Annotated in this window: 21 protein-coding genes; 20 read left to right on the top strand and 1 reads right to left on the bottom strand. The window is 40.2% G+C overall.

The window, feature by feature from the left end; all coding sequences use genetic code 11:
- Nucleotides 1–593: 593 nt before the first annotated feature.
- The 20 genes from lepB to JXR81_08475 all read left to right on the top strand — a co-directional run bounded on the left by lepB (nucleotide 594) and on the right by JXR81_08475 (nucleotide 22,041).
- Complete coding sequence (lepB, locus tag JXR81_08570) at nucleotides 594–1,343, top strand: signal peptidase I (protein ID MBN2754898.1); 750 nt, start codon at nucleotides 594–596, stop codon at nucleotides 1,341–1,343.
- A gap of 32 nt (nucleotides 1,344–1,375) precedes the next feature.
- The gene (gene hemW, locus JXR81_08565; protein MBN2754897.1) at nucleotides 1,376–2,509 is read left to right on the top strand and encodes a radical SAM family heme chaperone HemW; all 1,134 of its coding nucleotides are present in this window, start codon (nucleotides 1,376–1,378) and stop codon (nucleotides 2,507–2,509) included.
- Between the two features lie 277 nt (nucleotides 2,510–2,786).
- A complete protein-coding gene (locus tag JXR81_08560) occupies nucleotides 2,787–4,043 on the top strand; it encodes a glutamate-5-semialdehyde dehydrogenase (GenBank protein ID MBN2754896.1) in 1,257 nt (418 codons plus the stop codon).
- Nucleotides 4,036–4,632, top strand: a complete 597-nt coding sequence (gene nadD, locus JXR81_08555; GenBank protein ID MBN2754895.1) for a nicotinate (nicotinamide) nucleotide adenylyltransferase — start codon at nucleotides 4,036–4,038, stop codon at nucleotides 4,630–4,632. Before JXR81_08560 ends, nadD begins: the two co-directional genes overlap by 8 nt.
- Before the next feature lie 33 nt (nucleotides 4,633–4,665).
- Nucleotides 4,666–5,430: a phosphatase PAP2 family protein gene (locus tag JXR81_08550; protein ID MBN2754894.1), complete on the top strand. Its 765-nt coding sequence runs from the start codon at nucleotides 4,666–4,668 to the stop codon at nucleotides 5,428–5,430.
- Nucleotides 5,431–5,448: 18 nt separating this feature from the next.
- Entirely contained in the window at nucleotides 5,449–6,822 is a 1,374-nt protein-coding gene (locus JXR81_08545; protein MBN2754893.1) for an NHL repeat-containing protein, read from the top strand.
- A 114-nt stretch (nucleotides 6,823–6,936) separates the two neighbouring features.
- The gene (locus tag JXR81_08540; protein ID MBN2754892.1) at nucleotides 6,937–7,836 is read left to right on the top strand and encodes a hypothetical protein; all 900 of its coding nucleotides are present in this window, start codon (nucleotides 6,937–6,939) and stop codon (nucleotides 7,834–7,836) included.
- A gap of 618 nt (nucleotides 7,837–8,454) precedes the next feature.
- Complete coding sequence (locus JXR81_08535; GenBank protein ID MBN2754891.1) at nucleotides 8,455–8,649, top strand: 30S ribosomal protein S21; 195 nt, start codon at nucleotides 8,455–8,457, stop codon at nucleotides 8,647–8,649.
- The gene (locus JXR81_08530; GenBank protein ID MBN2754890.1) at nucleotides 8,646–9,089 is read left to right on the top strand and encodes a GatB/YqeY domain-containing protein; all 444 of its coding nucleotides are present in this window, start codon (nucleotides 8,646–8,648) and stop codon (nucleotides 9,087–9,089) included. The genes JXR81_08535 and JXR81_08530 overlap by 4 nt, the downstream gene beginning before the upstream one ends.
- Nucleotides 9,090–9,105: 16 nt before the next feature.
- Nucleotides 9,106–9,669, top strand: a complete 564-nt coding sequence (locus tag JXR81_08525; GenBank protein MBN2754889.1) for a DNA-3-methyladenine glycosylase — start codon at nucleotides 9,106–9,108, stop codon at nucleotides 9,667–9,669.
- Between the two features lie 13 nt (nucleotides 9,670–9,682).
- Nucleotides 9,683–10,639 (top strand): NGG1p interacting factor NIF3, encoded by a 957-nt coding sequence (locus tag JXR81_08520; GenBank protein ID MBN2754888.1) that lies wholly within the window; start codon nucleotides 9,683–9,685, stop codon nucleotides 10,637–10,639.
- Nucleotides 10,636–11,088, top strand: coding sequence for a DUF188 domain-containing protein (locus JXR81_08515; GenBank protein ID MBN2754887.1), 453 nt, complete (start codon nucleotides 10,636–10,638; stop codon nucleotides 11,086–11,088). Before JXR81_08520 ends, JXR81_08515 begins: the two co-directional genes overlap by 4 nt.
- Complete coding sequence (locus JXR81_08510) at nucleotides 11,085–12,893, top strand: DNA primase (GenBank protein MBN2754886.1); 1,809 nt, start codon at nucleotides 11,085–11,087, stop codon at nucleotides 12,891–12,893. Before JXR81_08515 ends, JXR81_08510 begins: the two co-directional genes overlap by 4 nt.
- The gene (gene rpoD / locus JXR81_08505; protein MBN2754885.1) at nucleotides 12,886–14,619 is read left to right on the top strand and encodes an RNA polymerase sigma factor RpoD; all 1,734 of its coding nucleotides are present in this window, start codon (nucleotides 12,886–12,888) and stop codon (nucleotides 14,617–14,619) included. The genes JXR81_08510 and rpoD overlap by 8 nt, the downstream gene beginning before the upstream one ends.
- 197 nt (nucleotides 14,620–14,816) lie before the next feature.
- On the top strand, nucleotides 14,817–15,887 hold the full coding sequence (locus JXR81_08500) for a glycosyltransferase family 9 protein (GenBank protein MBN2754884.1): 1,071 nt from the start codon (nucleotides 14,817–14,819) through the stop codon (nucleotides 15,885–15,887).
- A gap of 29 nt (nucleotides 15,888–15,916) precedes the next feature.
- On the top strand, nucleotides 15,917–16,813 hold the full coding sequence (locus tag JXR81_08495; protein ID MBN2754883.1) for a class I SAM-dependent methyltransferase: 897 nt from the start codon (nucleotides 15,917–15,919) through the stop codon (nucleotides 16,811–16,813).
- 37 nt (nucleotides 16,814–16,850) lie between these two features.
- Nucleotides 16,851–17,600, top strand: coding sequence for a class I SAM-dependent methyltransferase (locus JXR81_08490; protein MBN2754882.1), 750 nt, complete (start codon nucleotides 16,851–16,853; stop codon nucleotides 17,598–17,600).
- Between the two features lie 22 nt (nucleotides 17,601–17,622).
- On the top strand, nucleotides 17,623–18,780 hold the full coding sequence (locus JXR81_08485) for a glycosyltransferase family 4 protein (GenBank protein MBN2754881.1): 1,158 nt from the start codon (nucleotides 17,623–17,625) through the stop codon (nucleotides 18,778–18,780).
- On the top strand, nucleotides 18,764–20,359 hold the full coding sequence (locus tag JXR81_08480; GenBank protein MBN2754880.1) for a glycosyltransferase family 39 protein: 1,596 nt from the start codon (nucleotides 18,764–18,766) through the stop codon (nucleotides 20,357–20,359). The genes JXR81_08485 and JXR81_08480 overlap by 17 nt, the downstream gene beginning before the upstream one ends.
- Nucleotides 20,350–22,041: a hypothetical protein gene (locus JXR81_08475; GenBank protein ID MBN2754879.1), complete on the top strand. Its 1,692-nt coding sequence runs from the start codon at nucleotides 20,350–20,352 to the stop codon at nucleotides 22,039–22,041. The genes JXR81_08480 and JXR81_08475 overlap by 10 nt, the downstream gene beginning before the upstream one ends.
- Nucleotides 22,042–22,142: 101 nt before the next feature.
- Here the strand turns inward: JXR81_08475 and JXR81_08470 are convergent, their stop codons facing one another.
- Nucleotides 22,143–23,597, bottom strand: coding sequence for a hypothetical protein (locus JXR81_08470; GenBank protein MBN2754878.1), 1,455 nt, complete (start codon nucleotides 23,595–23,597; stop codon nucleotides 22,143–22,145).
- Nucleotides 23,598–24,029 lie beyond the last annotated feature (432 nt).

Here is a 24,029-nt window from a genome sequence, read left to right as displayed (position 1 = left end):
CACCTCCGTATTTCTATGCTACCACGCCTTGGAATAGGACATTTCTATTTTGCATATTTAGGACATTATCACTTTGCGGTTACAGGGGAACGGCGGCAGCTTGGCGGCTCGGCGGCTTGGCAGCTTAACTTGGCAAGTTGCAACTAGGTTTAGAAGCGGCAGGCGCGCCTTTTAAGGCGCGGTAGTAGATTTAGATTCGTTTTTTCTTTCGACCCTCTGACCTTCCGTGCATCTGTCCCTCGGCTTTACCGGGCTTGGGTATATTTTTTCAGTACGCGCCGCAAATTGGTAATCTTGTATCCAAATAAACTTGAAATCATCACTCAGGTTAACGTCATTGGCAATCCGGAGCTTACGTCATACGAATATGCCGGCGCGGCATTAAACAGCCTTTGCCGCATACATAGTATGTTAGGGCGGCGCATACTGAAAAAACACACCCAACCCCTGTATTGTTTTTGTTTTTTCAATTTTCGAATTTTCGATATTTGTTTTTACTTCCGACCCTCTGTCCCTCCGCCTTTAAATATCTTGCTTTTTTCCCCTTTTGGCATATAATTTAAATCATCTTTTAATTTAATGGAGGAAAAAACATGCCACCCGGTGCTACAATTTTTGGTATAGAAACCACAGAATTTATATTTTGGGCGCTTTTTGTACTGCTTACAATAGGGGAAATACTTGTTGTCTTTGTTTTTAAACTTTCAAAAGAAAACGTGGTGCGTGACTGGGTGGAACCCGCATTTGAAGCTATTATAATTGCCATTATCATCCGCACGCTTTTTATACAGGCTTTCCGCATCCCGTCGTCTTCCATGGAAGATAATTTATTAATAGGCGACCATATTATTGCCAATAAATTTGTTTACGGCACATACCTGCCGTGGAAAGAAGATACTGTGCTGCGTTTTGCCGACCCAAAAAGGGGCGATGTGCTTATTTTCAGGTATCCCGAAGATCCCCGTTTTATGTTTATTAAAAGGTGCATGGGGCTTCCGGGGGATAAAATAGAGATGAAGGATAAAGTCCTTTACATAAACGGAAAAAAATTGGATGAAGATTTTACTTTTCATAAGGATATGAGAATTTTTCCGGGGTCAATTGCTCCGCGCGATAACTTTGGGCCTATAACAGTTCCGCCGGACAGTTACTTTATGATGGGCGACAACAGGGATAATTCATCTGACAGCAGGTTCTGGGGCTTTTTACCGCGCAAAAATATACGAGGCAAAGCGTGGATAGTATACTGGCCGCCCACAAGGTGGAAAGCGATTAAACACCTTAAACTTGATAAACCGGCAAAAGCGGCTGAATCTGCGGCGCCGGCAGCCGCGGTAAAATAATCAGCCGCGTAAAAGCCTGAAAGCGGGAAACTATGACGGACAAAAATACCGGCCTGTATATTCACATACCTTTCTGTGTTCAAAAATGCGGCTACTGTGATTTTTATTCCTGTGATGATAAGTTATATTATATTGATGACTACATAGAAGTGGCGATAAAAGAGTTAAAATATTATAAAAATAAATATGAAATTGAATTTTCAACCCTTTTTATCGGCGGCGGCACACCCACTGTGCTTACGGAAAAACAGCTGGATTCCCTTTTTACGGGAATATATTCTCTTTATCCCAAAAAGAACTTTAAGGAAATAACCATAGAGGCAAACCCGGAAACCATAACCGACAAAACCGCAAAGGTGCTTGCGGCAAACGTAAACAGGGTAAGCATGGGCGCGCAGAGTTTTGATGATAATATCCTGAAAACTCTTGGCCGCGTGCATAATTCGGCAAAGATAAAAGAAGCTTTTGCCTTACTGCGGGAGAATAATATTAATAATATCAACCTTGACCTTATGTACGGTATTCCGGGGCAGAATGTATCAATGGTAATATCCGATATTGAAGAGGCATCATCAACCGGTGCGGAGCATATTTCTTTTTATATGTTTACCCCGTATCCGGAAACGTCGACAGGAAAATTAATTGAAAGCGGCGGATTAAAAATGCCGTCTGACGATGACATAACAGATATGTTTATAACAGGCGCGGGTTTTCTGGAAGGCAATGATTTTAAGCAGTATGAAATAGCCAATTTCTGTAAAGACGGCAAAGAGTGTATTCACAATCTTAATTACTGGAATTCCGGAAAATATGTCGGTATAGGTACAGCAGCCGCGTCTTATTTTGACGGATTAAGATACGTCAATGTTAAAAATATAGAAGAGTACATAAAGCGGTTAAAAAAGAACGACGACCCCGCGGAGACAAGCGAAAAAACCACACCGGATATGGAATTAAAAGAGTATATAATGCTAAAATTAAGAACTGTGGCAGGGATAAATAAAGCGGATTTTAAGGAAAGATTTGGTTATGATTTTGACGGGCGGTTTGGTAAAATTATTGAAAGGCCTTTTAAAAACGGGCTTTTAATAAACAGCGCGGATATCATAGCGCTTACAAGAAAAGGAATGCTGGTTTCCAATACGGTAATTGCTTTATTTTTTTGATTTAGGTATATGACTTTGAAGTGGTAATAGATTTTGTAGGGACAGCTGCTTGAATGCGGGCGTTGCCATGGCATTCACGCTGTTTGATGTTGAAGTGATATCAGATTTTGTAGGGACAGCTGCTTGAATGCGGGCGTTGCCATGGCATTCACGCTGTCCGCGTAGTTGAATTGAAGAAAAGAACAAGAACCGGACAGCGCGGGAGCGCTGTCCCTACGAGAGCAAATACATAAATAAAAATGTATTTTTGCAGCAGTGATAAAAAAGGGGTTTAACAGTGGATGAAAAAGAAGCGGTGCTTTTAAAATGTAAAAGCGCCAAAAAAGCTTCCAGAGAGCTTGTAAAATTCAGCACAACTGACAAAAATCGCGCGCTGTCAATGATAGCTGACGGGCTGGATAAAAACCGCGCTGTTATTAAAGAAAAGAATAATATTGATTTAGCTAACGGCAGAACAAAAGGGCTGTCAGAAGCGTTTCTTGACAGGCTTGCTTTAAACGATAAAAGAATTGATGAAATGATAAAAGCGTTAAATGACGTAATAAAACTGCCCGACCCTGTGGGTGAAATAACATCAACAGAGATAAGGCCTAACGGCTTAAAGATACAGAAAATAAGAATGCCGCTTGGAGTAATTGGAATTATTTTTGAATCCCGCCCCAATGTCTGCGTGGAAGCGGCGTCTTTAACTTTAAAATCCGGAAACGCGGTAATTTTAAAGGGAGGCTCTGACGCTATTAATTCTAATATCTGCCTTACCGGGATAATAAGAGAAGGAATTAAAAAAGCAGGCCTTCCTGAAGGCGCTGTAGAAGTAATAGAATCCACAGGCAGGGAAGCTGCCATGCACCTTGTAAAGATGAAAGAGTACGTTGATGTAATAATACCCCGCGGCGGATACGGGCTTATAAAATTCATAGAAGAAAATTCCCTTATTCCCGTTATCAGGCACGACGCGGGCATATGTCATACCTATGTGGATGAATCTGCAGATATGGATATGGCGGTAAAGGTTTGTTTCAACGCCAAAGTGCAAAGGCCAAGTACGTGCAACGCTATGGAAACTCTGCTTGTAAATTCAAAGATAGCGGATAAGTTTTTACCTGTAATGGCAGCCGAATACGCAAAGGCAAAAGTAGAGCTTCGCGGCGACGACAGAACAAGGGCAATACTTAAAAATATCAATGAAGCAACAGAGCATGACTGGATAACCGAATATAATGATTTAATACTTGCCATCAAAATAGTGGATACGCTTGATGAAGCAATTGAACATATAAATAAATACAGCTCACACCATTCCGACGCCATAATAACAGAAGATTCCGGTAATTCCGCGCGTTTTTTAAATGAAGTGGATTCCGCAGCGGTATACGTAAACGCTTCCACAAGGTTTACGGACGGCAACGAATTTGGCCTTGGCGCGGAAATGGGAATTTCCAATCAGAAACTGCACGTCAGGGGGCCTTTGGCGCTTCTGGGGCTTACGTCTGAAAAATACATAATTACGGGCAGCGGGCAGATACGTGGATAAAGCAAAAAAAGTGGGCATTTTCGGCGGTACGTTTAACCCCCCTCACGTTGGGCATTATCTGCTGGCCAAGGACGTAAAAAAAGAATTCGGGCTGGACAAAATATTTTTTGTGCCTTCATATCTTCCGCCGCATAAAGACCACGCTGGTATAATTGATTCCGGGCACAGGGAAAAAATGACGCAGCTTTTAATAGCCGGCGACCCTGATTTTATCCTGTCGGAATATGAAATAAAAAAACAGGGAATATCCTATTCAATTAATACGGTAAAATATTTTATGACGGAATTTCCTGGCAAGGAATTTTATTTTATCACAGGGTCAGACGCGTTTTATTTTATTGAAACGTGGAAGGATTATAAAGAACTTCTTAAACTTATAAAGTTCATAATATTTGAACGCACGGATTTTTCCAGAGAAAAAGTCATAAAAAAACACCGCGAAGCCGCGGATATGCTGTGGGCAAACCCGCACTTAATAGACCTGTCAGCGTCAGAATTAAGGACACGCATAAAGTACGGCAATAATATCCGCGAAGAAGTGGGCGCTGCGGTGTGGGAATATATAAATAAAAATCAGCTGTACAAATAGAAACAAGCGGGTTTAATAATAAGCGGAGGCAGGATGAAAAGAATTACATTTATCATATCGTTTACCCTGGCGGCAATTCCGTTTTTCTATGCGGCAGAACAGTCGGAGCCGGTATTGGAGCACATAATATTTAAAGACTACCCTGCCATGGGCGGGGCATTAATTGAAAATCCGTTAAAAACAACTTTAATTCTGGGCGGTGTTGCGGGAGCAACCGCGCTGCTGATAAATAATGACCTGTGGCTAAGCAATGGAATAAGCAGGTATCACGATAAAACAAAAGATACTATATTTGATATTGCCAATTATGCCGGCGATGGAATGGTTGTAATGGCAGGCGCGGCGGTATTTTACGCGCTTGACAGCCCGCGTGAAAAAGAATTCGGCGCCAAACTGCTTGAAGGTCTTGCCTTATCCGGCCTTACGGGATACGTTGTAAAAACAGTTACAGGAAGGCAAAGGCCGTCGCAGACAGATAATCAGTTCAGCTTCTGGCATGTGTCATTTTCAGATATGTCATTCCCGTCCGGGCATACTTCCACCGCTTTTATGTGGGCGACAATGATACCGGAACATTATAACCGCTGGCTGTATCTTATCACTTACCCCGCCGCCATCACAGTGGCTGCGGCGCGCGTCTATAAAGATAAGCACTGGGTGTCAGACGTGTTTGCAGGAGCCGCGCTTGGCATATTTTCCGCGTTTGTGGTGGACGAAGTGCACGACAGGATGAAAGCGGAATTATCCGTTGAAAGCGCTTATGGAATGGATTACATGACTGTAAAGTACCGTTTTTAAAAAACTTAAGGATAAAAAATGAAAAAAACGCTTGTGCTGTTTATAGCATTCATATTATTACTGTCATCTTTTTCTTTCGCGGAAAAGAAAAAAGAAGATGAACTTGTCACATTGACAAATGTTCCTTCAACTCTTGTCTATCCAAGTTTCTGGCACACCCCGTTTGGGGTGCACCGCGGCACGGCTTTCTGGCTTAAAGTTTTTCTGGGGAACAAAACATATTTTTCAGACCCGCAGGATGTGGCGTCCACAAAGATGCTTTCTGATTATGGCGGAATAAATCCCGGCAAAGACGACTGGCAGCTTACGGCTTTTGGGGTAAATTCCGGGCGCGGGGAAATAATTTATAATATTTCAATGAGCGGGCTTGCGGTATATGGAAACGTGGGCACGGGCGACGGGGAATTTAACAGGCCAACGGGTATTTCGTGCAATGAATACGGCGATGTATACGTGGCCGACACCGGAAATAACAGGATAGTAAGGCTTTTTTATAAAGACGGAAAATTAAGGTTTATAAGAAATATAGGAAAAGCGGGATGCGGCGACGGGGAATTCAACAGGCCGCTTTATGTAAAACTTGATTCCGGCGGTAAACTTTATGTATCGGACAACGGCAATAACAGGATACAGGTTTTTTCCAAGTCCGGCGGATATTTATATTCAATTGACCAGACAAAAGGTATTTCCAACCCGCGCGGCATCTGCGTTATTGACGAAGGCCAGCGCTACCTTGGATATAAACAGAACTATATGTATGTGATAGACGGAAATTTTAACAGGCTGCAGAAATTTGATTTAAACGGGAACATTGTCCGCGGCGTAAGGGTGGATGAAAAGCTGGGAAGAAAAGTGGTGTTAACCACCCTTGATTATGATTATTACGGAAACATTTATCTTGTGGATTATTTTAATTCCCAGATACATAAATTTTCACCTGACCTTGCATATATCACCTCTTATGGTTCATACGGCACGGACGATTATAAATTTGAAAAACCCACGGGTATTTCAATTTACAGGCACTACGGGCAGGTGATAGTGTCAGACAGGGAATCAGCGCAGTATTTCTGGATAGGAAGCGATGTGACAAATTTCCGCGTGGGCAGAATACAGGCGGTTCCGCCGGTGAATGCAATGCAGTTTGATTTTTTCCTGACGGAAAAGAGTTTTGTGACAATGGAAATAGAGCTGGATAAGGACAAGAAAGTCACTGTATGCAAAAACATACAGTTAGAGCAGGGTGAAAATTCCATTTCATGGGAAATACCGCTGGAATATGTGCCGTTATTTCTGCCCGGTATGACCTATAACACCAACATAAGGGTAATGGCCACATATTCCTCCTACCCGCACATAGAAAAAGTGGAAAAAGCGTCGTTTATTTTTTAATTCCGTGTTTAAGACCAGATATTTGTGTGATACAAACATAAGTTATAATGGTTATTATCTTTCAAATTTGGATGATACGACTTTTAAAAATACATATTTTGGGAGGATTGCAAATTGAAAAAAATATATATGTTGTTATTTGTGTTTGTGTTAACTTGCAATCTGATTGCAAATAAAACTATTTCAACACAAGATAATCAGGTTATCATTAGGGAGGATTTAAATCAAGATGGTGTAATAGAATCAATAGTTCAACCTGTTTCTGTTCATGATAAAGCTAAAATAAAATATTTAGATAAAAATAATATAGAAAAGATTATTGAAAGGGATATTGCTGAACTAAATGGACAAGAAGCTGACGGCGTTGTTGAATATATAAATGTGATAGGACCAAGTGATAAAAAGAGTGTTATTTATTGTGGTAACTTGTACAGGGTTCACGAAGAACGTGATTATTTGGCCGGTTTTTTTGTGACTATTTACAAGTTTAATGGAACGGATTTTCGTCGTGTATATGAAGCGAATGTAGATTATAGTATTGATGTCAGCAATTTAAAGAGGGTACAGAAGAGTTCGAAAGGCGGTTTAACTGAAAAGGATTCAATTAAATTTGTATTAGTAGATCAAAAAAAGATGTATCTACTTGTTCAAGGCGATGTAAATGCATATGTTTTTGATGAAGGCGGCTTAGTTAAAACTGTTAGACTGCAAAAAAACACTGATGAAATAAATTCGTTTGTTTATATAAAAAAAGATGATGATATTAAACTTGTTATAAAGAAATTTGGGATGAATAAAATTAAGATTTGGTCGTCGAAGGCAAATACAATTGCAGACTATTTTACAATAGAATCAGAAGAACCTATAAGTACTTTTATGGGTTATGATACAAACGATGAAATTATGGTGCGTGTTAAAAAAGGACCTGAATACAGAATGAAAAAAATTAAATATGATAAAATTCAAAAAAAGATTAATAAAATTTCAGAGGAAAAGTATGAAAAACCGTATTAAATAATATTTTTACCTGCTATTGGTATTTTATTAGCGAATTTATTTGCATTCGCGGAAATGTAAAAAGTAAAAATAAGAATAGCAAGAGAAGGGAAAAGATAGAAAAGGTGTCAGAGCCTGATTCAAGACTTGATAAAGCGGAGAAGAATGAAAGGCTCTGATTTATTAATCCAAAAGATGCGGGTCTTTCTTGCATGATTTTCTAATACTGTTAAAGCAACTGCCGCGCCTTAAAAGGCGCGCCTACCAGTACATACCATTTAAAGTTGTCCCCGCTGCTTTCGCTCATAAAAAATTCGCTTCATCGCGTGGATTTCCGCTCACAGGCTCGCTTCAACCGCGGGCTGAAGACCCGCGTCTACCAGGGCTGAAAATCGGCATTTAATCATTATTTATGGGTTATGGCTTATTATCTATGGGTTTTTAGACCTATTTATGGGAAATGGATTATAATCTATGGGCTTATGTATGGGCTTTATCTATTTATTGACTTTCCGTCGCATAATCTGTATAATTGTTCAAAGCATTTTTTGCTTTTAATTGACTTTGTATTTATGTTAATTGGTGTAAATACAGGGAAAAATTATATTCCAGAAAAGTTTGGAGGGATTATTTTACATGGCTGAGATTTCAATAAAGGAAAATGAAAGCTTAGACGACGCAATGAAGCGCTTTAAGAAAAAAGTGCAGGACGCCGGTATTCTTCAGGAAATGAAGAAAAGGGAGTATTACGAACCGCCGTCAGTAAGAAAGAAACAGAAAATGTGGGCTGCCAGCAAAAAACGCAAGAAAAAAAGGCCCATAAAGAAATGAGCTTAAACGAAAAACTGTCAGAAGATTTAAAAGCGTCCATGAAAGCGAAAGACGAAACTAAAACTGCCGTAATAAGGCAGATAAAGACCGCTGTCATGAACGCAGAGATAAAGTTAAAAAAAGAGATGACGGATGACGATATCGTCTCCGTCATCTTTTCTTTATCCAAAGCTCACAACGAATCCATTGAAAGCTTCACAAAAGGCAACAGGCCGGAACTGGCGGAAAAAGAAAAACAGGAACTTGAAATCATAATGGGATACCTTCCCAAACAGCTTACCGATGATGAACTTAGGGAAATTGTCAAAGAAACAATTGCCGCGGTAAACGCGCAGTCAGCCAAGGAAATGGGAAAAGTAATGGGCGCCGTAATGCCAAAGGTAAAAGGCAGGGCGGACGGCACTAAAATAGGCGTTATAGTCAGGGAGTTTCTTAAATAAATTGAAGTTAAGAAAAATTAAAGCCGGTTTTTACCTTCAGAATTCTGTAAGCGCGGCTAAAGCGCTTCTTGGGAAATATCTGGTGCGCAGACAGGGCGCGGTTATTATGGCCGCTAAAATAGTGGAGACCGAAGCGTACAGGGGGAAAAAAGATCCCGGAAGCCACGCGTTTAAAAAAAGAACTCCAAGAAACGAAGTTATGTTTGAAACTTCAGGGCGCGCTTATGTTTACTTCTGTTACGGAAATCACTACCTTTTTAATATAGTCACGGAGCCCGAAGGCACTGCGGGAGCTGTCCTTATCAGGGCGGTAGAACCTGCACGCGGCATAAAAGAAATGAAAAAAAATAGAAATGCCGAAGGAATAAATCTTACCAACGGGCCGGCAAAGTTTACGCAGGCAATGGCAATAGGAAAAGGGCAAAACCGGGCTGATTTGACAAAAAATGAAATATATATATGTGAAGGGCCAAAAGAAAAGTTTGGCATTGCAGCCAAAAGCAGAATAGGGATAAAAACCGGGCTGAATTTAAAGTGGAGATTTTACATAAAGGGAAACAGTTACGTTTCAAAACCATGACGCGGAGGGACTTATGAAACTTACCGAAATATACAAAGCAGCTGTGGAAACAGGAATAAACAACGACCCGCGCGGCGCTGCGGCTGTAAACGCAATTTTAAAAGAAACTTCAAAAAAATATTCCGAATTAAGCCCTGACCGTAAAAAATATTATGACACGCAGAAACTGTATAACCCTTATGCCGATTCCAGGATACTTCACGACGCGGGCAACAATATAAAGACCGTGCTTGTGGGAATTGATATGGAAGTACCTGAACTGCTTTTAATGGACAGGCTGAATGAAAAAGGAATGAAAATAGACGCGGTTATCGCCCACCACCCCGAAGGGTGCGCCATGGTTAACTTTTATGAGGTAATGTCCATGCAGGCGGATATTTTTAACAGTTTTGGCGTGAACATTGCCGCTTCTGAAGCGCTGCTGGATAAAAGAAAAAAAGAAGTGGGCGAACGGGTAAGCGCCGGCAACCATTACAGGGTACAGGACGCGGCAAAGCTGCTGAATATATCCATGATGAATATGCATACTCCGGCTGATAACAGCGTTGTAAAATACCTGCAGAAAAGGTTTGATTCCGAAAAACCAAAAAAAGTATCCGATATTATTGATATGCTGATGGAAGAACCCGAATACAAAGCTTACGCAAAAAGGGGCAACGGGCCGGAAATACTTATAGGCAATAAAGACCGCTCTGTAAAAAAAGTAATGGTGGACATGACAGGCGGCACGGAAGGCCCCAAAGAAATATATGAAAAAGTCGCGTCAGCCGGCGTTGACACAATAGTGGGTATGCATTTTTCGGCTGACCATAAAAAAGAACTTGAAAAGGCAAATTTGAACGTTGTCATAGCCGGGCATATTTCATCTGACGTGGTTGGAATGAACATAGTGCTGGATGCCATAGAAAAGAAGTGCGGAAAGTTAAATGTGGTGGACAGCTCCGGTTTTATAAGGTTTAAACGTAAGTGAAAATAGTAATAGACGCGGACGCGCAGCCATGCAGGAAAGAAATCATAAAACTGGCCAAAGCGCGCGGTATAAAAGCGGTGTCGGTAATGAGTTTCGCTCACCACACACAAAAAGAAGACGGTGAAGAGATAATAAATGTTGAAAGCGAGCCTCAGGCCGCGGACATAAAAATAATGAACATAGCGCAGGCGGGCGACATAGCCATAACACAGGACAGCCCGCTGGCATACGTGCTGCAGGGCAAAGGCGTAATTACGATAAACAGCCGCGGGTTTCTGCTTGACGCGGACACGGCGCGCGGCGCCATGGAAGCCGCGTCAAAGGCAAAAAAGTCACGCAGAAAGAAAACAGGAAAAATAAGAATTAAAGGGCCGCATGCTTTTACGGATGAGGATAAAAACAGGCTTTTAACAGCTGTGGAAAAGGCAATAACGGGTTCACAAATATGATACCGCCCGAAAAGATAGAAGACATAAAAAACGCAAGCGACATAGTTGAAGTGCTTTCTGAATATCTGGAACTTAAGAAGTCCGGAAGCAATTTTAAGGCACGGTGCCCTTTTCACGGCGAAAAGACCGCTTCGTTCATGGTCAGCCCTGACAAGCAGATATATCACTGTTTTGGCTGCGGCGCCGGCGGAAACGTATTTACGTTCATTCAAAAACAGGAGAACCTGAACTTTGTGGAAGCGGTAAGGCTTCTTGCAAGGCGCTCCGGCATACAGATTGAAGAGCAGCAGTATACAGGCGGAAAGTTTGATGAGCGCGAAAAAATAATAGCCATCAACAAAGCCGCATTGGATTATTTCAGGGAAAATCTGGAAAAAAATCCTGCTGCCAAAGAATACATAAAAGCGCGCGGTATATCACAGGAAACTGTTGATGAATTTATGCTTGGCTACGCGCCCTCGGGTTCCGGCCTGTTTGGCCTTTTAAAATCAAAAGGGTATTCGGAAGACCTTATATATAAGGCGTGGATTTGCAAGAAAGGCGATACGGGCGGCGGATATGACGTATTCAGAAACAGGATAATATTTCCTATTCTGAATGTCTACAACGACCCTGTGGCGTTCGGCGCAAGGGTGCTTGACGATTCGCTCCCAAAATATATTAATTCCGCCGAGACACCGGCGTATTCAAAAGGAAAGAACTTATATAACTTAAATAACGCAAGAAAACACGCGGCAGGTTCCGTTAACATTACCGAAGGGTATATGGACGCGATTGCAATGTACACTGCCGGGTTTAAAAATACAGCCGCGTCACTGGGTACGGCTTTAACGCCCGACCAGGCCAGGCTTTTAAAAAGATACACTCAGAAAGCGTACCTTATCTATGACATGGATGAAGCCGGCAAAGCCGGAGCAGTGCGCGGAGGCGATAATCTTTTTGAAGCGGGAATAGACGCTGGTGTTGTAAGTTTTGAAGGGGCAAAGGACCCTGATGAGTTCATCAAAAAGTTCGGCGCTGAAGAATTTAAAAAAAGAATTGATTCAGCGGTTCCGTTTTTTGATTTCAGGGTACAGCGCCTGATAGAAGCGGGAGATATAAAAAATCCTTATTATAAGGAAACGGCCGCAAGGGAGATTGCCTCCCTTATCGCGAAAGCCGACAGCCCCGTTATCAGGCGGGAGTGCGTAAAGCGCGCTTCTTTGCTTTTTGATATTCCGGAAGGTATAATTGAACGGTATGTCTCCGGAAAAGAAAAGCAGGAACCGGAAATAATTAAGGCGCCGGAAGAAAAAAAGCCGGCGGGAATGAAAGAGAAAGGAAGAGAATCAGCGGAGCGGCTGTTGACCGTTTACGCGCTTTGCGCCTTTGAGCGCGACGATCGTGATGTCCTTTTAAGGCATCTGACAAACAAGCGCGAACTGTTAGGTATCGCACACGGTGATTTTTTAAACGCTCTTTATTCCGCGGTATTAAAAAAGACGGAAGAACTTTATGCTTTGGGTGAAAAAAACGCGCTGTCGCGCCTGCAGATTGATTTCGGGCAGGACAATGACGCCATTGCTTTTATCTCTGAAGCGTTAAGCCGCGATACCGCAAAGTCGGCCACAGAAGACATTAAGAACATGATGGACGACTGTTTAGCCAGGATTCTTGGAGATAAGGTAACGGTAAAACTTGGCGAGCTGCAGGCAAAAATAAAGCAGGCCGAGCTGGAAAAAGATTTTGATAAGGTAACGATGTATATAAAGGAAAAGCAGGAAATTCAGAACATACTAAGCCAAAGAGGTGAACATCTTGAGTAAGAATTTAAAAAATATGCCGGCAGTACAGGAACTGATAAAAAAAGGGAAAGAAAAAGGTTTTTTAACCTATGAAGAACTTAATGATTCGCTTCCAAATGATTTTACGTCTGTTGAAGACATTGATAATATGCTTAATATCATGGAAGAGTTTGACATAGAAATAAAGGAAGACGGCAAGCAGCCGGTTAACGCGGAAAAACCGGTGGAAAAAGCGGAAGATGTTGACTACCTTGAAGCTGACACGGACGGTTTTTCGGCTGACCCTGTGCAGATGTACCTTCACGAGATGGGAAAGGTGCCGCTTTTAGAGCGACGCGAGGATGAAGTAAGGATAGCAAAGAAAATTGAAACAGCGGAAATAAATGTAAAAAATATCATATTTGATACAAAAATCGGATATGACGAAATAAAGAAGCTTGATGATGACCTTCATTCAGGCACGATAAAAATAGTTGATATAATCAAGACAAAACTTGAGGGTGAAATTCCCCCTTCGGTGGAAAACAGGCTTATAGACCGTTTCAGCAAATACATCAAAAGCGCGGACAAAAAAGAAAAAGAAGCGGCAAAAGTAAAGGCAGCGCTTCAGAAAAAGGGCATTACCGCCGGAAGAAAAGAAAAACTTGAAAAAGTGCGCGACAGGCATATCCGTAAAAAACTTGATGACCTGCACATGCTTAAACTTAATAACGAACAGATAAACCTTATTGCCAAAAAGATAATGGGTATTGTGGGAAAAATTAACAAAGATGAACGCGACCTGCTTGTATATGAAAAGAAATACGGAAAAACATCGGAAGAATTTGTATCTCTTGCCAGGGGCGGAAAGCAGTTAAATGAATTCCTGAAAAAGAAAAGAATGAACAAAGCAAGGTTTACGGATATTTTAAAAGAAGTAAAGGATATCAGGAACAATATTAAACGGGAAGAAGATTTTGTAGGGATGAAAAAAGAAGATTTAAAGTCCATTGCCTATAAGATAAAAAAGAACATGCTTGAAGCGCGCATAACAAGAAAAGAACTTGTTGTGGCAAATTTAAGGCTTGTTGTATCTATCGCGAAAAAGTACATCAATAAAGGGCTGTCCTTTTTGGACCTTATTCAGGAAGGAAATATAGGCCTTATGCGCGCCGTGGAGAGGTTTGAATACAAGCGCGGATACAAGTTTTCCACTTACGCCACATGGTGGATAAGGCAGGCAATAACAAGGGCTATCGCGGACCAGGCGCGTACAATCCGTATACCCGTTCACATGATAGAGACTATAAATAAACTGAATAAGGTGGCGCGCCAGTTTGTGCAGCAGTATGGGCGCGAACCTAAGCCGGAAGAAATAGCAAAAAAGATGGGCATGTCCGCGGAAAAAGTGCGTTCCGTGCTTAAAATATCACAGCACCCCATTTCGCTTGAAACACCCATAGGCGAGGAAAAAGACTCCCACCTGGGAGATTTTATTGAAGATAAAGACGCAATATCGCCGGCAGCTGCCGCGGTTAACGTGCTGTTAAAAGAACAGATTGAAAAAGTCCTGCATACTTTAAAAGAAAGGGAAGCGGAAGTCCTGCGCCTGCGTTTTGGAATAGGCGACGGAGTGCCGCACACCCTTGAAGAAGTGGGAAAAATATTCAAGGTTACGCGCGAACGCGTAAGGCAGATAGAGGCAAAAGCGTTAAGAAAATTAAGGCACCCTGCAAGGGCAAAAAATTTAAAAGGGTTCATGGATTAAAAAAATAGCGTATTAAGCATATAAGCAGTTAAGCATAAGCGAATTAAGAAGATAAACTATTAATATAAGCAAAAGCGAAATAAGAAGATAAGCATTAGCGATTAATATAAGCAAAAGAAAAACATGAAAAATTAGCAGTGTTCCCGCTATAGCTTAATTGCTTAAATCGCTAAAGTGCTATGTTTTAATGGAGCATAATGGAAAAAAACCGTAAAATCAGGATAGGCGTGATTAAAGCAGACGGAATCGGAGACGCAGTACTTGCGTCTCCGTTTTTTTTCGGTTTAAGGCAGCACTATAAACACGCGCATATTACAGCTTTTTTAAGCCCTGCAGGCAAGGAAGCGCTTGAAGGCCTTGGGCTGTTTGATGAAATTGTGGTAATAAACCCATTATGGCTGTCATATGAAAAAAAATCTGTTTTTGCAAGGTGGGGTTCCGCTTTATTTGTTTTAAAACTTGTAAACAAACACCATTTTGACACGCTTATCTCTCTGCGGTGGCAGGACAGGTTAAGCTCCTTAATACTGTCATTTTCAAATGCCCGCGACAGATACGGTTATGATGTAAACGGTGCGGGTTTTGGCATCAACAGAAAAATGGCATCTCCCAAAAGAAACATTCATGAAACTGAAAAACATATTTTATTTTTGCAGCGTATAACCGGAAAAAAATATCCGGTAAAACTTGGTTTTGCACTGTCAAAACAAAGTGAAGAAAATATCACAAGGCTTTTAAAAAAAGGCGAAGTGGAAAAATTCGCCGTATTGCACCCGGTATCCGGCCATTCTTCAAAGGACTGGGGGATTGATAATTACAGGAAACTTGCGGCTATGCTTGCAAAAAAAATGAACGTGGTTGTAGTCGGCAATAAAATGGACGGAGATATAATGTCAATAAAAGGCAAAAACATAGTAAACCTTTCGGGAATAGTTACAGTGCGCGAGATGGGCTCTCTTATCAAACGCGCCCAGATTGTAATAGGCAATGACTCCGCGGCTGTGCATATTGCATCCGCTTTTAACGTGAAATCTCTTACCGTTTTTTCCGGTGCCGCTGATTATAAAGAGTGGGGCGCTTTGGGTAAAAATTCCTACATAGTTACAAAAGATGTGCCGTGCGCCAAGTGCCAGCAGGCAGAATGCGACAGGGGAAAGATATGCCTTGAAATTCCCCCGGAATTCATCCATTCTATTGCGGACAGGATATTAAAAAACAAACAGAAACACAATATAATACAGTATGTAAAAGAGGACGAACTGTTTTAGGCAGCAGGAAAATGACATGAGAGGTAATCATGAAAAAAATTACAAAAATTCAAAAAAACCTGTATGACGGTAAAGATAAAGAATACAGGCCTATATATGAAGATAAAAAGTTTTTTATTGAATATATGAAATCTCACGTTGCTGACGCGCGTGATAACAGGATGCTGGGCGTAAGTTTTAAAGCCGCGCGTAATATCAAAGAACTTGAAAAACTTAAATTAAAACCAAATATGAAAGTGCTGGACGCGGGGTGCGGCCCCGGTGTTCTTATTAACCAGCTGGAAGCAATGTATAAAATAAAAGGGTATGGCTGTGACCTTTCCAGACTTGCGCTGCAGCGCGCCAAAGAAGCGGGTTCAAAAAAAATAATATATAAAAATTCCGTCCTTGAAAAAATGTCTTTTGAAAAAAACTATTTTGATGCCGTTGTTTCTTTTGACGTACTGGAACACGTGGAAAACAAGGAAAAGGTTTTATCGGAAATGGTCAGGGTGTTAAAACCCGGCGGAAAACTTCTAATCTATGCCATTTCCAAAAGGGACATACTGACATGGCACTGGTTTTTGCGTTTAATTACCTTTGGAAAACTTGGGCAGGATACCGAAGGCGGCCATTTCAGGGAGCAGTTTGCAGACCCTTTCAGAACCGCCCATGCCGTATATAAGCTTGGATGCCCTGATGTTAAAATCGGATTTCTTCACTCTTTTTTTACATTGCTTGCGGATGAGTTATTGTTTAAAATAGTTAGGAATAAAATGAAAGTTAATAAAGTTAAAAAACCGGCTGTGGACACGGCAGGCGGAAAAAAGAAGTCAGTATACCGGTTTTTTCAAATAACACGGCCTGTAATGGAATTTCTGGAGCTGCCGTGGAAACTTTTGGGTTTAAGCAACGGTTTTTTTGTTACAGCGCGTAAAAAGCGGTAATTATTTAAGAAAAATTAAATGATAAGCGGAGGGCTTTTTGGAAGATAAAAAAAAGCAGTGGGAAGAGACGCAGTTAAAATGGGATGATAAGGATTTTCTTAAATATAAAGCCAATGCCCTTATGAAAAAAAGATGGTTAAGGCTTAATAAAAAAATATGCCGTATTATCGCGGATGAAGTGGTGGAGCAGAACGGCTATATCACCATGCTTGACATAGGCGCCGGACACGGGGAATTTTTCGGAGAAGTGAAGGATATTGTAAAAAGGTATGTGGGTATAGAACCGTCAGAAGCCATGCTTGAATTTGACATAAACGAAGAAGAGTACCAGTTAAAAAGGGGCACAGGGGAAGATATCGCATATAAAGATGAATTTGATGCCGTACTGATAAAAGAGGTGCTTGACCACTGTTACGACCCGCAAAAAGTAATAAAAAACGCTTATGCCGCGCTGAACACAGGCGGCTCCCTTATAGTAACTTTAACCAATAAAGATTCTTATTATAAGGCTTTGTTTAAGAAAAAAGCGAAGCAGCTGGAAGAAGAGCATAAAGACCACCTGTTTAATTTTAAACCGGATGAAATTGCCGGGTTTTTTAAAAATGCCGGTTTTCAGAGTATTAAAATAATAAGTACAAATTATTTAAGGATGCCGTATGGCCTTGAAGACGCGCTTGGCAAAATGCCGCAGAGTTTTGTGTTTGGGCTGCTTGACCTGACAGATGCCATAGGCTCGCTTTTATTAAATAAAAAAGGCGGAAGTTTTATAGTGACGGGAAAGAAATGAAAAAAAACAAGGGTAATGTTTAATGCGCATAGGAATAGACGCCAGAATAATGTACAGGCGCGGGGTGGGCCGCTATATCGCAAACCTTTTCAGTAATCTGCTTGCCCAGGACAGGGAAAATCATTATTTTATATACCTTGACCGCAATACCGTGCTTGCCGACCTGATCACCGCAAAAAACTGCGTTTTTCGCAGGTTAAATACATCCAATGCTTTCATGTATGAACAGTTTCACCTGCCGCTTGCCGCGGCAAAAGATAAAATTGACGTCCTGCACGGCACGGACAACACCATACCCTATATGATGCCGCTGTTTCGGGGTAAAAAAGTTGTGACCATTCACGACACAATGTTCATAAGGCCCATTACAAAAGCCATCTTAAAACCCACGTTAAAACAGAGGCTTGTAGACCTTTATAATAAGATTTCAATTCCGATATCCGGCAGGACTGCTGATAAGGTTATAACCGTATCTGAATATTCAAAAAATGATATTATAAAGCACGCGGGCGTTAAGGCGGAAAAAATAAGCGTAATTAAAGAAGGCGTTGATAAAAAATACAAAATGGTGAATGATAAAATCCGAATCGAAAAAGTAAAAGCAAAATATAAAATTACAAAACCGTATATAATGATAAGCGCTGCCGCGGATTTAAGAAAAAACACAGAGCGTGCCCTTCACGCTTTTAACCTGTTTAACAATATATGCGAGTATAAATACCAGCTGGTTATCACTTCCATAGGAAAAAAAGAACTGCAGACCACAAATATAGAAAAAGTAATAAAGGAAAAAAACCTTGATAAGTACACAGTAATTACGGATTATGTCGGCGATGATGATATGGTCATGCTTTATAATAATGCCCTGTTTTTCTTCTTCCCGTCAATGTGGGAAGGGTTCGGCTTGCAGGTGCTTGAAGCTTTCGCGTGCGGACTGCCTGTAATCACATCCGACAACACGTCTTTAAAAGAGGTCGCGGGAGATGCGGCCATGTTTATTGACCCTTTTTCCGCCGAAGATATGGTAAGGGCAATGACAGAGCTGGAAAAAAGCGAGGCAAAAAGAAAAAATTTAGCTGAACTTGGGCTTGAAAGGGTAAAAACTTTTTCCTGGAAAGAAACAGCACAGGAGACTTTAAAAATATACCTATCAGCGGTGAACAATGAAACTGAACATTAACACAAACAGCGGGATGTATCTTATTCTTTTATTTCTGGCAGGTACGGTTTTAAGGGTAATCGGCATTTCAGGTCAAAGTATAGGGCCGGATGAATTTATAACCGCGCGTTTCGCGGCAGATTCAAACCTTATTACACTTTTTTGGAACAGTTTTGCGTCACAGCCTCACCCGCCTTTGTTTTTTATGCTGCAGCATATTATATGCAATATTTTCGGGTATTCGGAAACATCATTAAGGCTGCTGCCGCTTTTATTTTCAATTGCCGCAATGCCCGTTTTTTACCGCCTTGTCCGGGCGTTTTTCAGTGAAAAAATAAGCCTTACAGCTTTCTTTTTATTTGTTTTAAATCCTTACCTTGTTTATTACTCGCAGGAAGCCGCGGTTTTCAGTATGTTTTTATTTGTTTCCCTTATTCTTACATATTATTTTTTGATGTCGGTAAAGTACAACAGCTTTCTGCTGAAACCTTTCGTCTTATGGTCGGTAATAGGCATATATACCCACAGCCTTACCGCCGTGCTTCTTATTGTTTTTAACCTGCTTATTTTCATTAAATACAGGGATGAAATAAGGATAAATTTGTGGATAAAGGCGCAGATAATAATTTTTATTTTTATTCTGCCTGTAATGCCTTTTCTTTTAAAGGGTGTTTCAGGGGTGTTTTTAAGGGCAAATACCCTGATGGCGCCGTTTATAGCGCTTAAAGATTATCTGTTTGGTTTTACAGCTGATTTCAATTTTATTTCCGGCATTGGTTTTGCGGCAGCCCTTTACCTTATTATAATGGCGGTTTTCACGTATAACCATAAGAACATGAAAATTATTTCTGTTATCTCCTGGGTGGTTTTTCTTTATTTTGTCATACCGTGGCTGGCAGCTGTCTTTGGCAGGTTCATATATCCGGAAAGCGGGCTTATTCTTTTATGCGCGCTTGTACTTGTGCTTTTAGCTATTGGCATATCTTATTTATCAAGAGAAGGAATTATACTGGCTTTAACGGTGATGTTCATGTTTTATGGTGTTGCATTTTATAATTACTTTGGGAATGAAAAATACAGAAAAATTGACTACAAAAAACAGTATTCTGAATTTGTTAAAGAGGCGAAAGAAGGGGCGTTTGTGGTGCACAGCAGTATAAATTCCTATTCTGCTTTTGAATTTTACAACAGGGTCAAGCACAGAAGCAATTTTGAAAACAGGTATATAGGCAAAATAAGCGAAACAAAGAAAAAAGGCATCAGGTTTAACATAAGGTCAAAATGGGAAAAATTCAGGGATGAAACGCTTATAAACAGGTTTAAACTTGAAATCCGCGGCAGCGAAGACAAGAACCTTATCACAGAAGATGAACTTGCCGGTAAAATCAGAAATTACAGGGAAGTGTGGTTTATAAACGATGACGGTATAGGAATCAAACAGCCGTGGCTGCCGGCAGGAAGCGTTTGGCATTCTAAAATTCAATTTTCATCACCTTTAAACGTAAAAGAAATCAAATGGGTTAAAAACTGGTTTAACATAAAAGAAGAAAAAAAATATTACGGTACTGTAATATATAAAATGGAGCGCAGATGGCAATAGCGGCAAACCTGATATTTGCCGGGAGTTTTTTATTCTATTTTATGTTTTCCGGGCCATTGTACATAATGCCGGGTATTTATTATGCGGCTCCTGTTGTTGTTTTTACTTATCTAATCCTGTTTTCCGGTGTTTCGGCGTATATAACCGGTAAAACATTTAAAAAATCTTTCCTGTCCTGTTCACCTGTTTTATTTGTTTTTATTCTGCTGTTTTTATCCCCGTTGGCGGTTAAATTTAATTTTCCTGAACCTCATAATTTTATGCAGAGAAAACTGGAACTTGTGCTTGGTATTTCATATGCCCTTTTTATAATAAGCGCTGCGGGGCTGCTGTTTATGGAAATCTTAAAAAATGAAAAAGGGTATAAAAATCCCGCCGTACTCTGCGCGGCTTTTTTTATTGTATTTTCAGGTGTTTCGGTGTGGATGAATCACGCAAATCAGCCCACAGGCGATGAGCCTGTTTACCTTCTTACAGCGCACAGCCTTATTCATGATTTTGACCTTGACCTTAAGAACAATTTTGAAAACAAGGATTATTCCGGCTTTTATAAAGGTGAACTTAAGCCGCAGGAAAGGGATATAAAAGAAAAGATAGTGTCATTTCATCCTGTAATGATCTCGGTTTTAATAACGCCGTTTTATTTAACTGCCGGCAGGATGGGTGTAACTTTGTTTATAAATCTGATGGCCGCGCTTTTTTGCTGTTTACTTTATTTAATACTTGTAAAAGGCGGGCACAATGAGAAAAACTCTTTTATAACAGCTTTTCTCACAGGCATGTCAATGCCCTTTATTCTGTTTACTAATCAGATAGCCACAGAAACGGCAAGCGCGTTTTTTCTTGCGGCAGCGTATTATTTCATAAGGTATCAGAAAAACAGGATATTTATTCCCGCGCTGTCCGCCATATTCTTCATGTGGCTGCATCCAAGAAATATGGTGGTTTGGGGAGTTTTATGCGTTATAGCGCTTATTGAATACAGGGTAGAAATAAAAAAAGCGTTAGTCTTTGCGGCATCACAGGGAGCGGGCCTGATAGTATTCCTGTTTTATAATTATGCTGTTTTTGGACATATTATGCCGCCGGCAATGGAAAAACCAGTTTCTTCGGTATCGGAAGTGTTCAGTTTAAATATTGCAGGTATGGCAGGCATATTGTTTGACCAGGAATTCGGGCTTTTCTTTTTTACGCCTGTATTTTCGCTTATGTTTGCCGGGGCTGTACTGATGTTTAAGAGGGATAAAAAGACTTTTTATTATATTATGGCAATGTTTATACCGCTGTTTATTCTTGTCACAGCCTGGATAGACTGGCGCGGCGGCGGCGGGTCAGGGCCAAGATTTCTTGTGCCTGTAATATTAATGGTATCGCTGCTGACAGCCGAAGTTTTAAACGCGTGCGATAATGCCGAAAAGAAAAAAGTTTTTTACATTCTGGCTGGAATCGGCCTGGTTATTTCCGCCGTAATATTTCTTGTACCGTGGTTCAGGTGGAATAAGGGGCTGGGAGAAAACTGGATTTTCAAATTTTTGCCTTCAGCCGGTAATTTTGAAGTCTCTTCTTTATTTCCGTCCATTTGGGCAAAAAGCGCAGGCTGGCAGATAAAAACAGTTTTATGGGCCGGCGCCGCCGTTCTGCTGAATGTGTTTTTTCTTAAAGATAATAAATTAAAGCGTTAAATTTTTAAGGAGGGTTTATAATAAGCGGGCAAGAGATTTATTTCTGTTTGGTTTTATTTATACAGTATTTAATAATATTTATTAAATAATAAAAACTTTCATTATTCCGGTAGAGTATTATTTATTGTCTTAAGTCCTTTTTTAAACCATACAAAAGAAAAACCCTGCTGTTTGCTTTCAATATAATTTTCTTTCAGATATCTGTCTATTACTCCGTCCAAAACATTGTGGACAATAATATCAGGCTTTTTATCAGCAATAGAGTATTGCTGGTCATACTTCATATGGCCGGGAGCTTTTGTCAGGGCGTCCCACCATGTTTTTATAACAGATACCTTCATTTTTGCGATATTACTGTCATTTTTCCCAAGAAGGTCAATAAAATATTTTTTTTCCGAAAAATATGGAAGAACACCCGCTCCCTGTCCGGCAATTGTAACGTCATCATTAAAATTGTTTTTTAAATACAGCGCTATGTTAAGCGTGTTTGCCGACGCTTTTACTTCGGCTCCGGGCGAAATAAGATTCTTCAGACTTTTTGGGCCGGTCAAGGAATTCATATTTATAAATATGGCAGACAGCAGGATATAAATAACTATTTTGTTTTTAATCTGCAGCAGTTCCATTATTCTGTAAAAAGAACCTGCAAATAAAATAAAAAATAACGGAATTACCGCGGTGACAAAGCGGTTTGTGCCGCCGGCAGCTTCCCATGCGTCACCGCCTATGTAAAAACTGTACAAAATCGGGATACAAATATAGGTAAACATGACTTTTTGTTCTTTGGACTTTATGAATGGAATGATTGCTACAAAAGGGATCCAGTTCATAAAGTACAAATTATTAAAAAATGTTATTATTCCCCTGAAAAGCCTGTGATGAAGTTCATACCCGTACATTTTAAGGTAATAGGTATTAGGCAATAAATCTCCAAAATACAAATACCTGGCCAGCGTCTGCGCTCCCATAAATATAATCAGTATAACAAGGCCTTTTATCCAGTCTTTTTTATATATTAATATTGTTGCGGTAAAAAACAACGCCATATCTATCCTTATTAACGTCATCAAACCGCATATAAAATAAATTTTAACAGGGTTATCCTCTTTAAGCACCAGATAAACAACAAACACTGTCAGGAAAGTCAGTATACTGACTTCTAATCCGCTGTAAAACCAGTAATTCATCCTGTAAAAAAAAGCCGTAAAAAATACCGCAGTCATGCTTTTTGAAATATTCCACACATATTTGAGCGTCAAAAGCATAAATAACAGCGCCGTAAACTGAATAAATAGGGCTGTTTTAGAAAGAGGAATATTCAGAAAATGCGGTATTGACATGTATAATGTCCACAGAGGGTTTGTAATACCTTCAACTTTTGAATCCAGACTCCATTTTAGCCCATGTCCGGTTGCCATATTTTTTGCGTATTGCATGCTGATAACGGCATCATCAGCAAGCAAAAAGTACCGTTGCCCCTGTACTACAACCGATGTATTATAAATAAAAAACAGGGCATATAACAGATATAGCGCTACAAAAATTTTTTTAGCCACGGATTCTCCTAAATATTAGTCGAGAAGTTTTGGATAAACATGTTCTTTTTATTGTATTTAGCCGCATCATTTTTTAATTATCTTTTATAATAGTTTTCCTGTCAACAATAATTACAGAAGAAGTACCCATTTACAAATGCCGTTTCAATTTTTTAAATATTTACTTGACGTATTTGATGAACTGTGCAAATATTAAAAAATCAAAATTTGGCGAGGGAAAATTTGAGAAGCAATTTGCGGGGAATGGGAAATGTATTTTATCGGTTTTTAATTTTTATATTTTTATGTGTGTCAACGCCCTTGGTGTGTTCGGTTTTTTCTTATTCGGTTACCAGCACTGATTGTCAGGGTTTCAGTTATTCATTTACTACAAATGAAGAAGATGCTGTTTATTCGGGAGTGGTATATGTTGAAGGTACACCGGTGCCTGTT

Source organism: Candidatus Goldiibacteriota bacterium (assembly GCA_016937715.1).
GTDB lineage: Bacteria > Oederibacteriota > PGYV01 > PGYV01 > PGYV01 > PGYV01.
The sequence above is the reverse complement of the archived record's forward strand: the minus strand, read 5'-3'. Positions and strand labels throughout refer to the sequence as shown.

Bases quoted from the DNA above. Each gene is read 5' to 3' on its own strand.
- JXR81_08520 (MBN2754888.1), top strand. From the start codon at position 9,683: ATGAAACTTACCGAAATATACAAAGCAGCTGTGGAAACAGGAATAAAC.
- JXR81_08535 (MBN2754891.1), top strand. From the start codon at position 8,455: ATGGCTGAGATTTCAATAAAGGAAAATGAAAGCTTAGACGACGCAATG.
- JXR81_08510 (MBN2754886.1), top strand. From the start codon at position 11,085: ATGATACCGCCCGAAAAGATAGAAGACATAAAAAACGCAAGCGACATA.
- JXR81_08545 (MBN2754893.1), top strand. From the start codon at position 5,449: ATGAAAAAAACGCTTGTGCTGTTTATAGCATTCATATTATTACTGTCA.
- JXR81_08485 (MBN2754881.1), top strand. From the start codon at position 17,623: ATGCGCATAGGAATAGACGCCAGAATAATGTACAGGCGCGGGGTGGGC.
- JXR81_08530 (MBN2754890.1), top strand. From the start codon at position 8,646: ATGAGCTTAAACGAAAAACTGTCAGAAGATTTAAAAGCGTCCATGAAA.
- hemW (MBN2754897.1), top strand. From the start codon at position 1,376: ATGACGGACAAAAATACCGGCCTGTATATTCACATACCTTTCTGTGTT.
- JXR81_08480 (MBN2754880.1), top strand. From the start codon at position 18,764: ATGAAACTGAACATTAACACAAACAGCGGGATGTATCTTATTCTTTTA.
- JXR81_08500 (MBN2754884.1), top strand. From the start codon at position 14,817: ATGGAAAAAAACCGTAAAATCAGGATAGGCGTGATTAAAGCAGACGGA.
- JXR81_08495 (MBN2754883.1), top strand. From the start codon at position 15,917: ATGAAAAAAATTACAAAAATTCAAAAAAACCTGTATGACGGTAAAGAT.
- JXR81_08550 (MBN2754894.1), top strand. From the start codon at position 4,666: ATGAAAAGAATTACATTTATCATATCGTTTACCCTGGCGGCAATTCCG.
- JXR81_08475 (MBN2754879.1), top strand. From the start codon at position 20,350: ATGGCAATAGCGGCAAACCTGATATTTGCCGGGAGTTTTTTATTCTAT.
- lepB (MBN2754898.1), top strand. From the start codon at position 594: ATGCCACCCGGTGCTACAATTTTTGGTATAGAAACCACAGAATTTATA.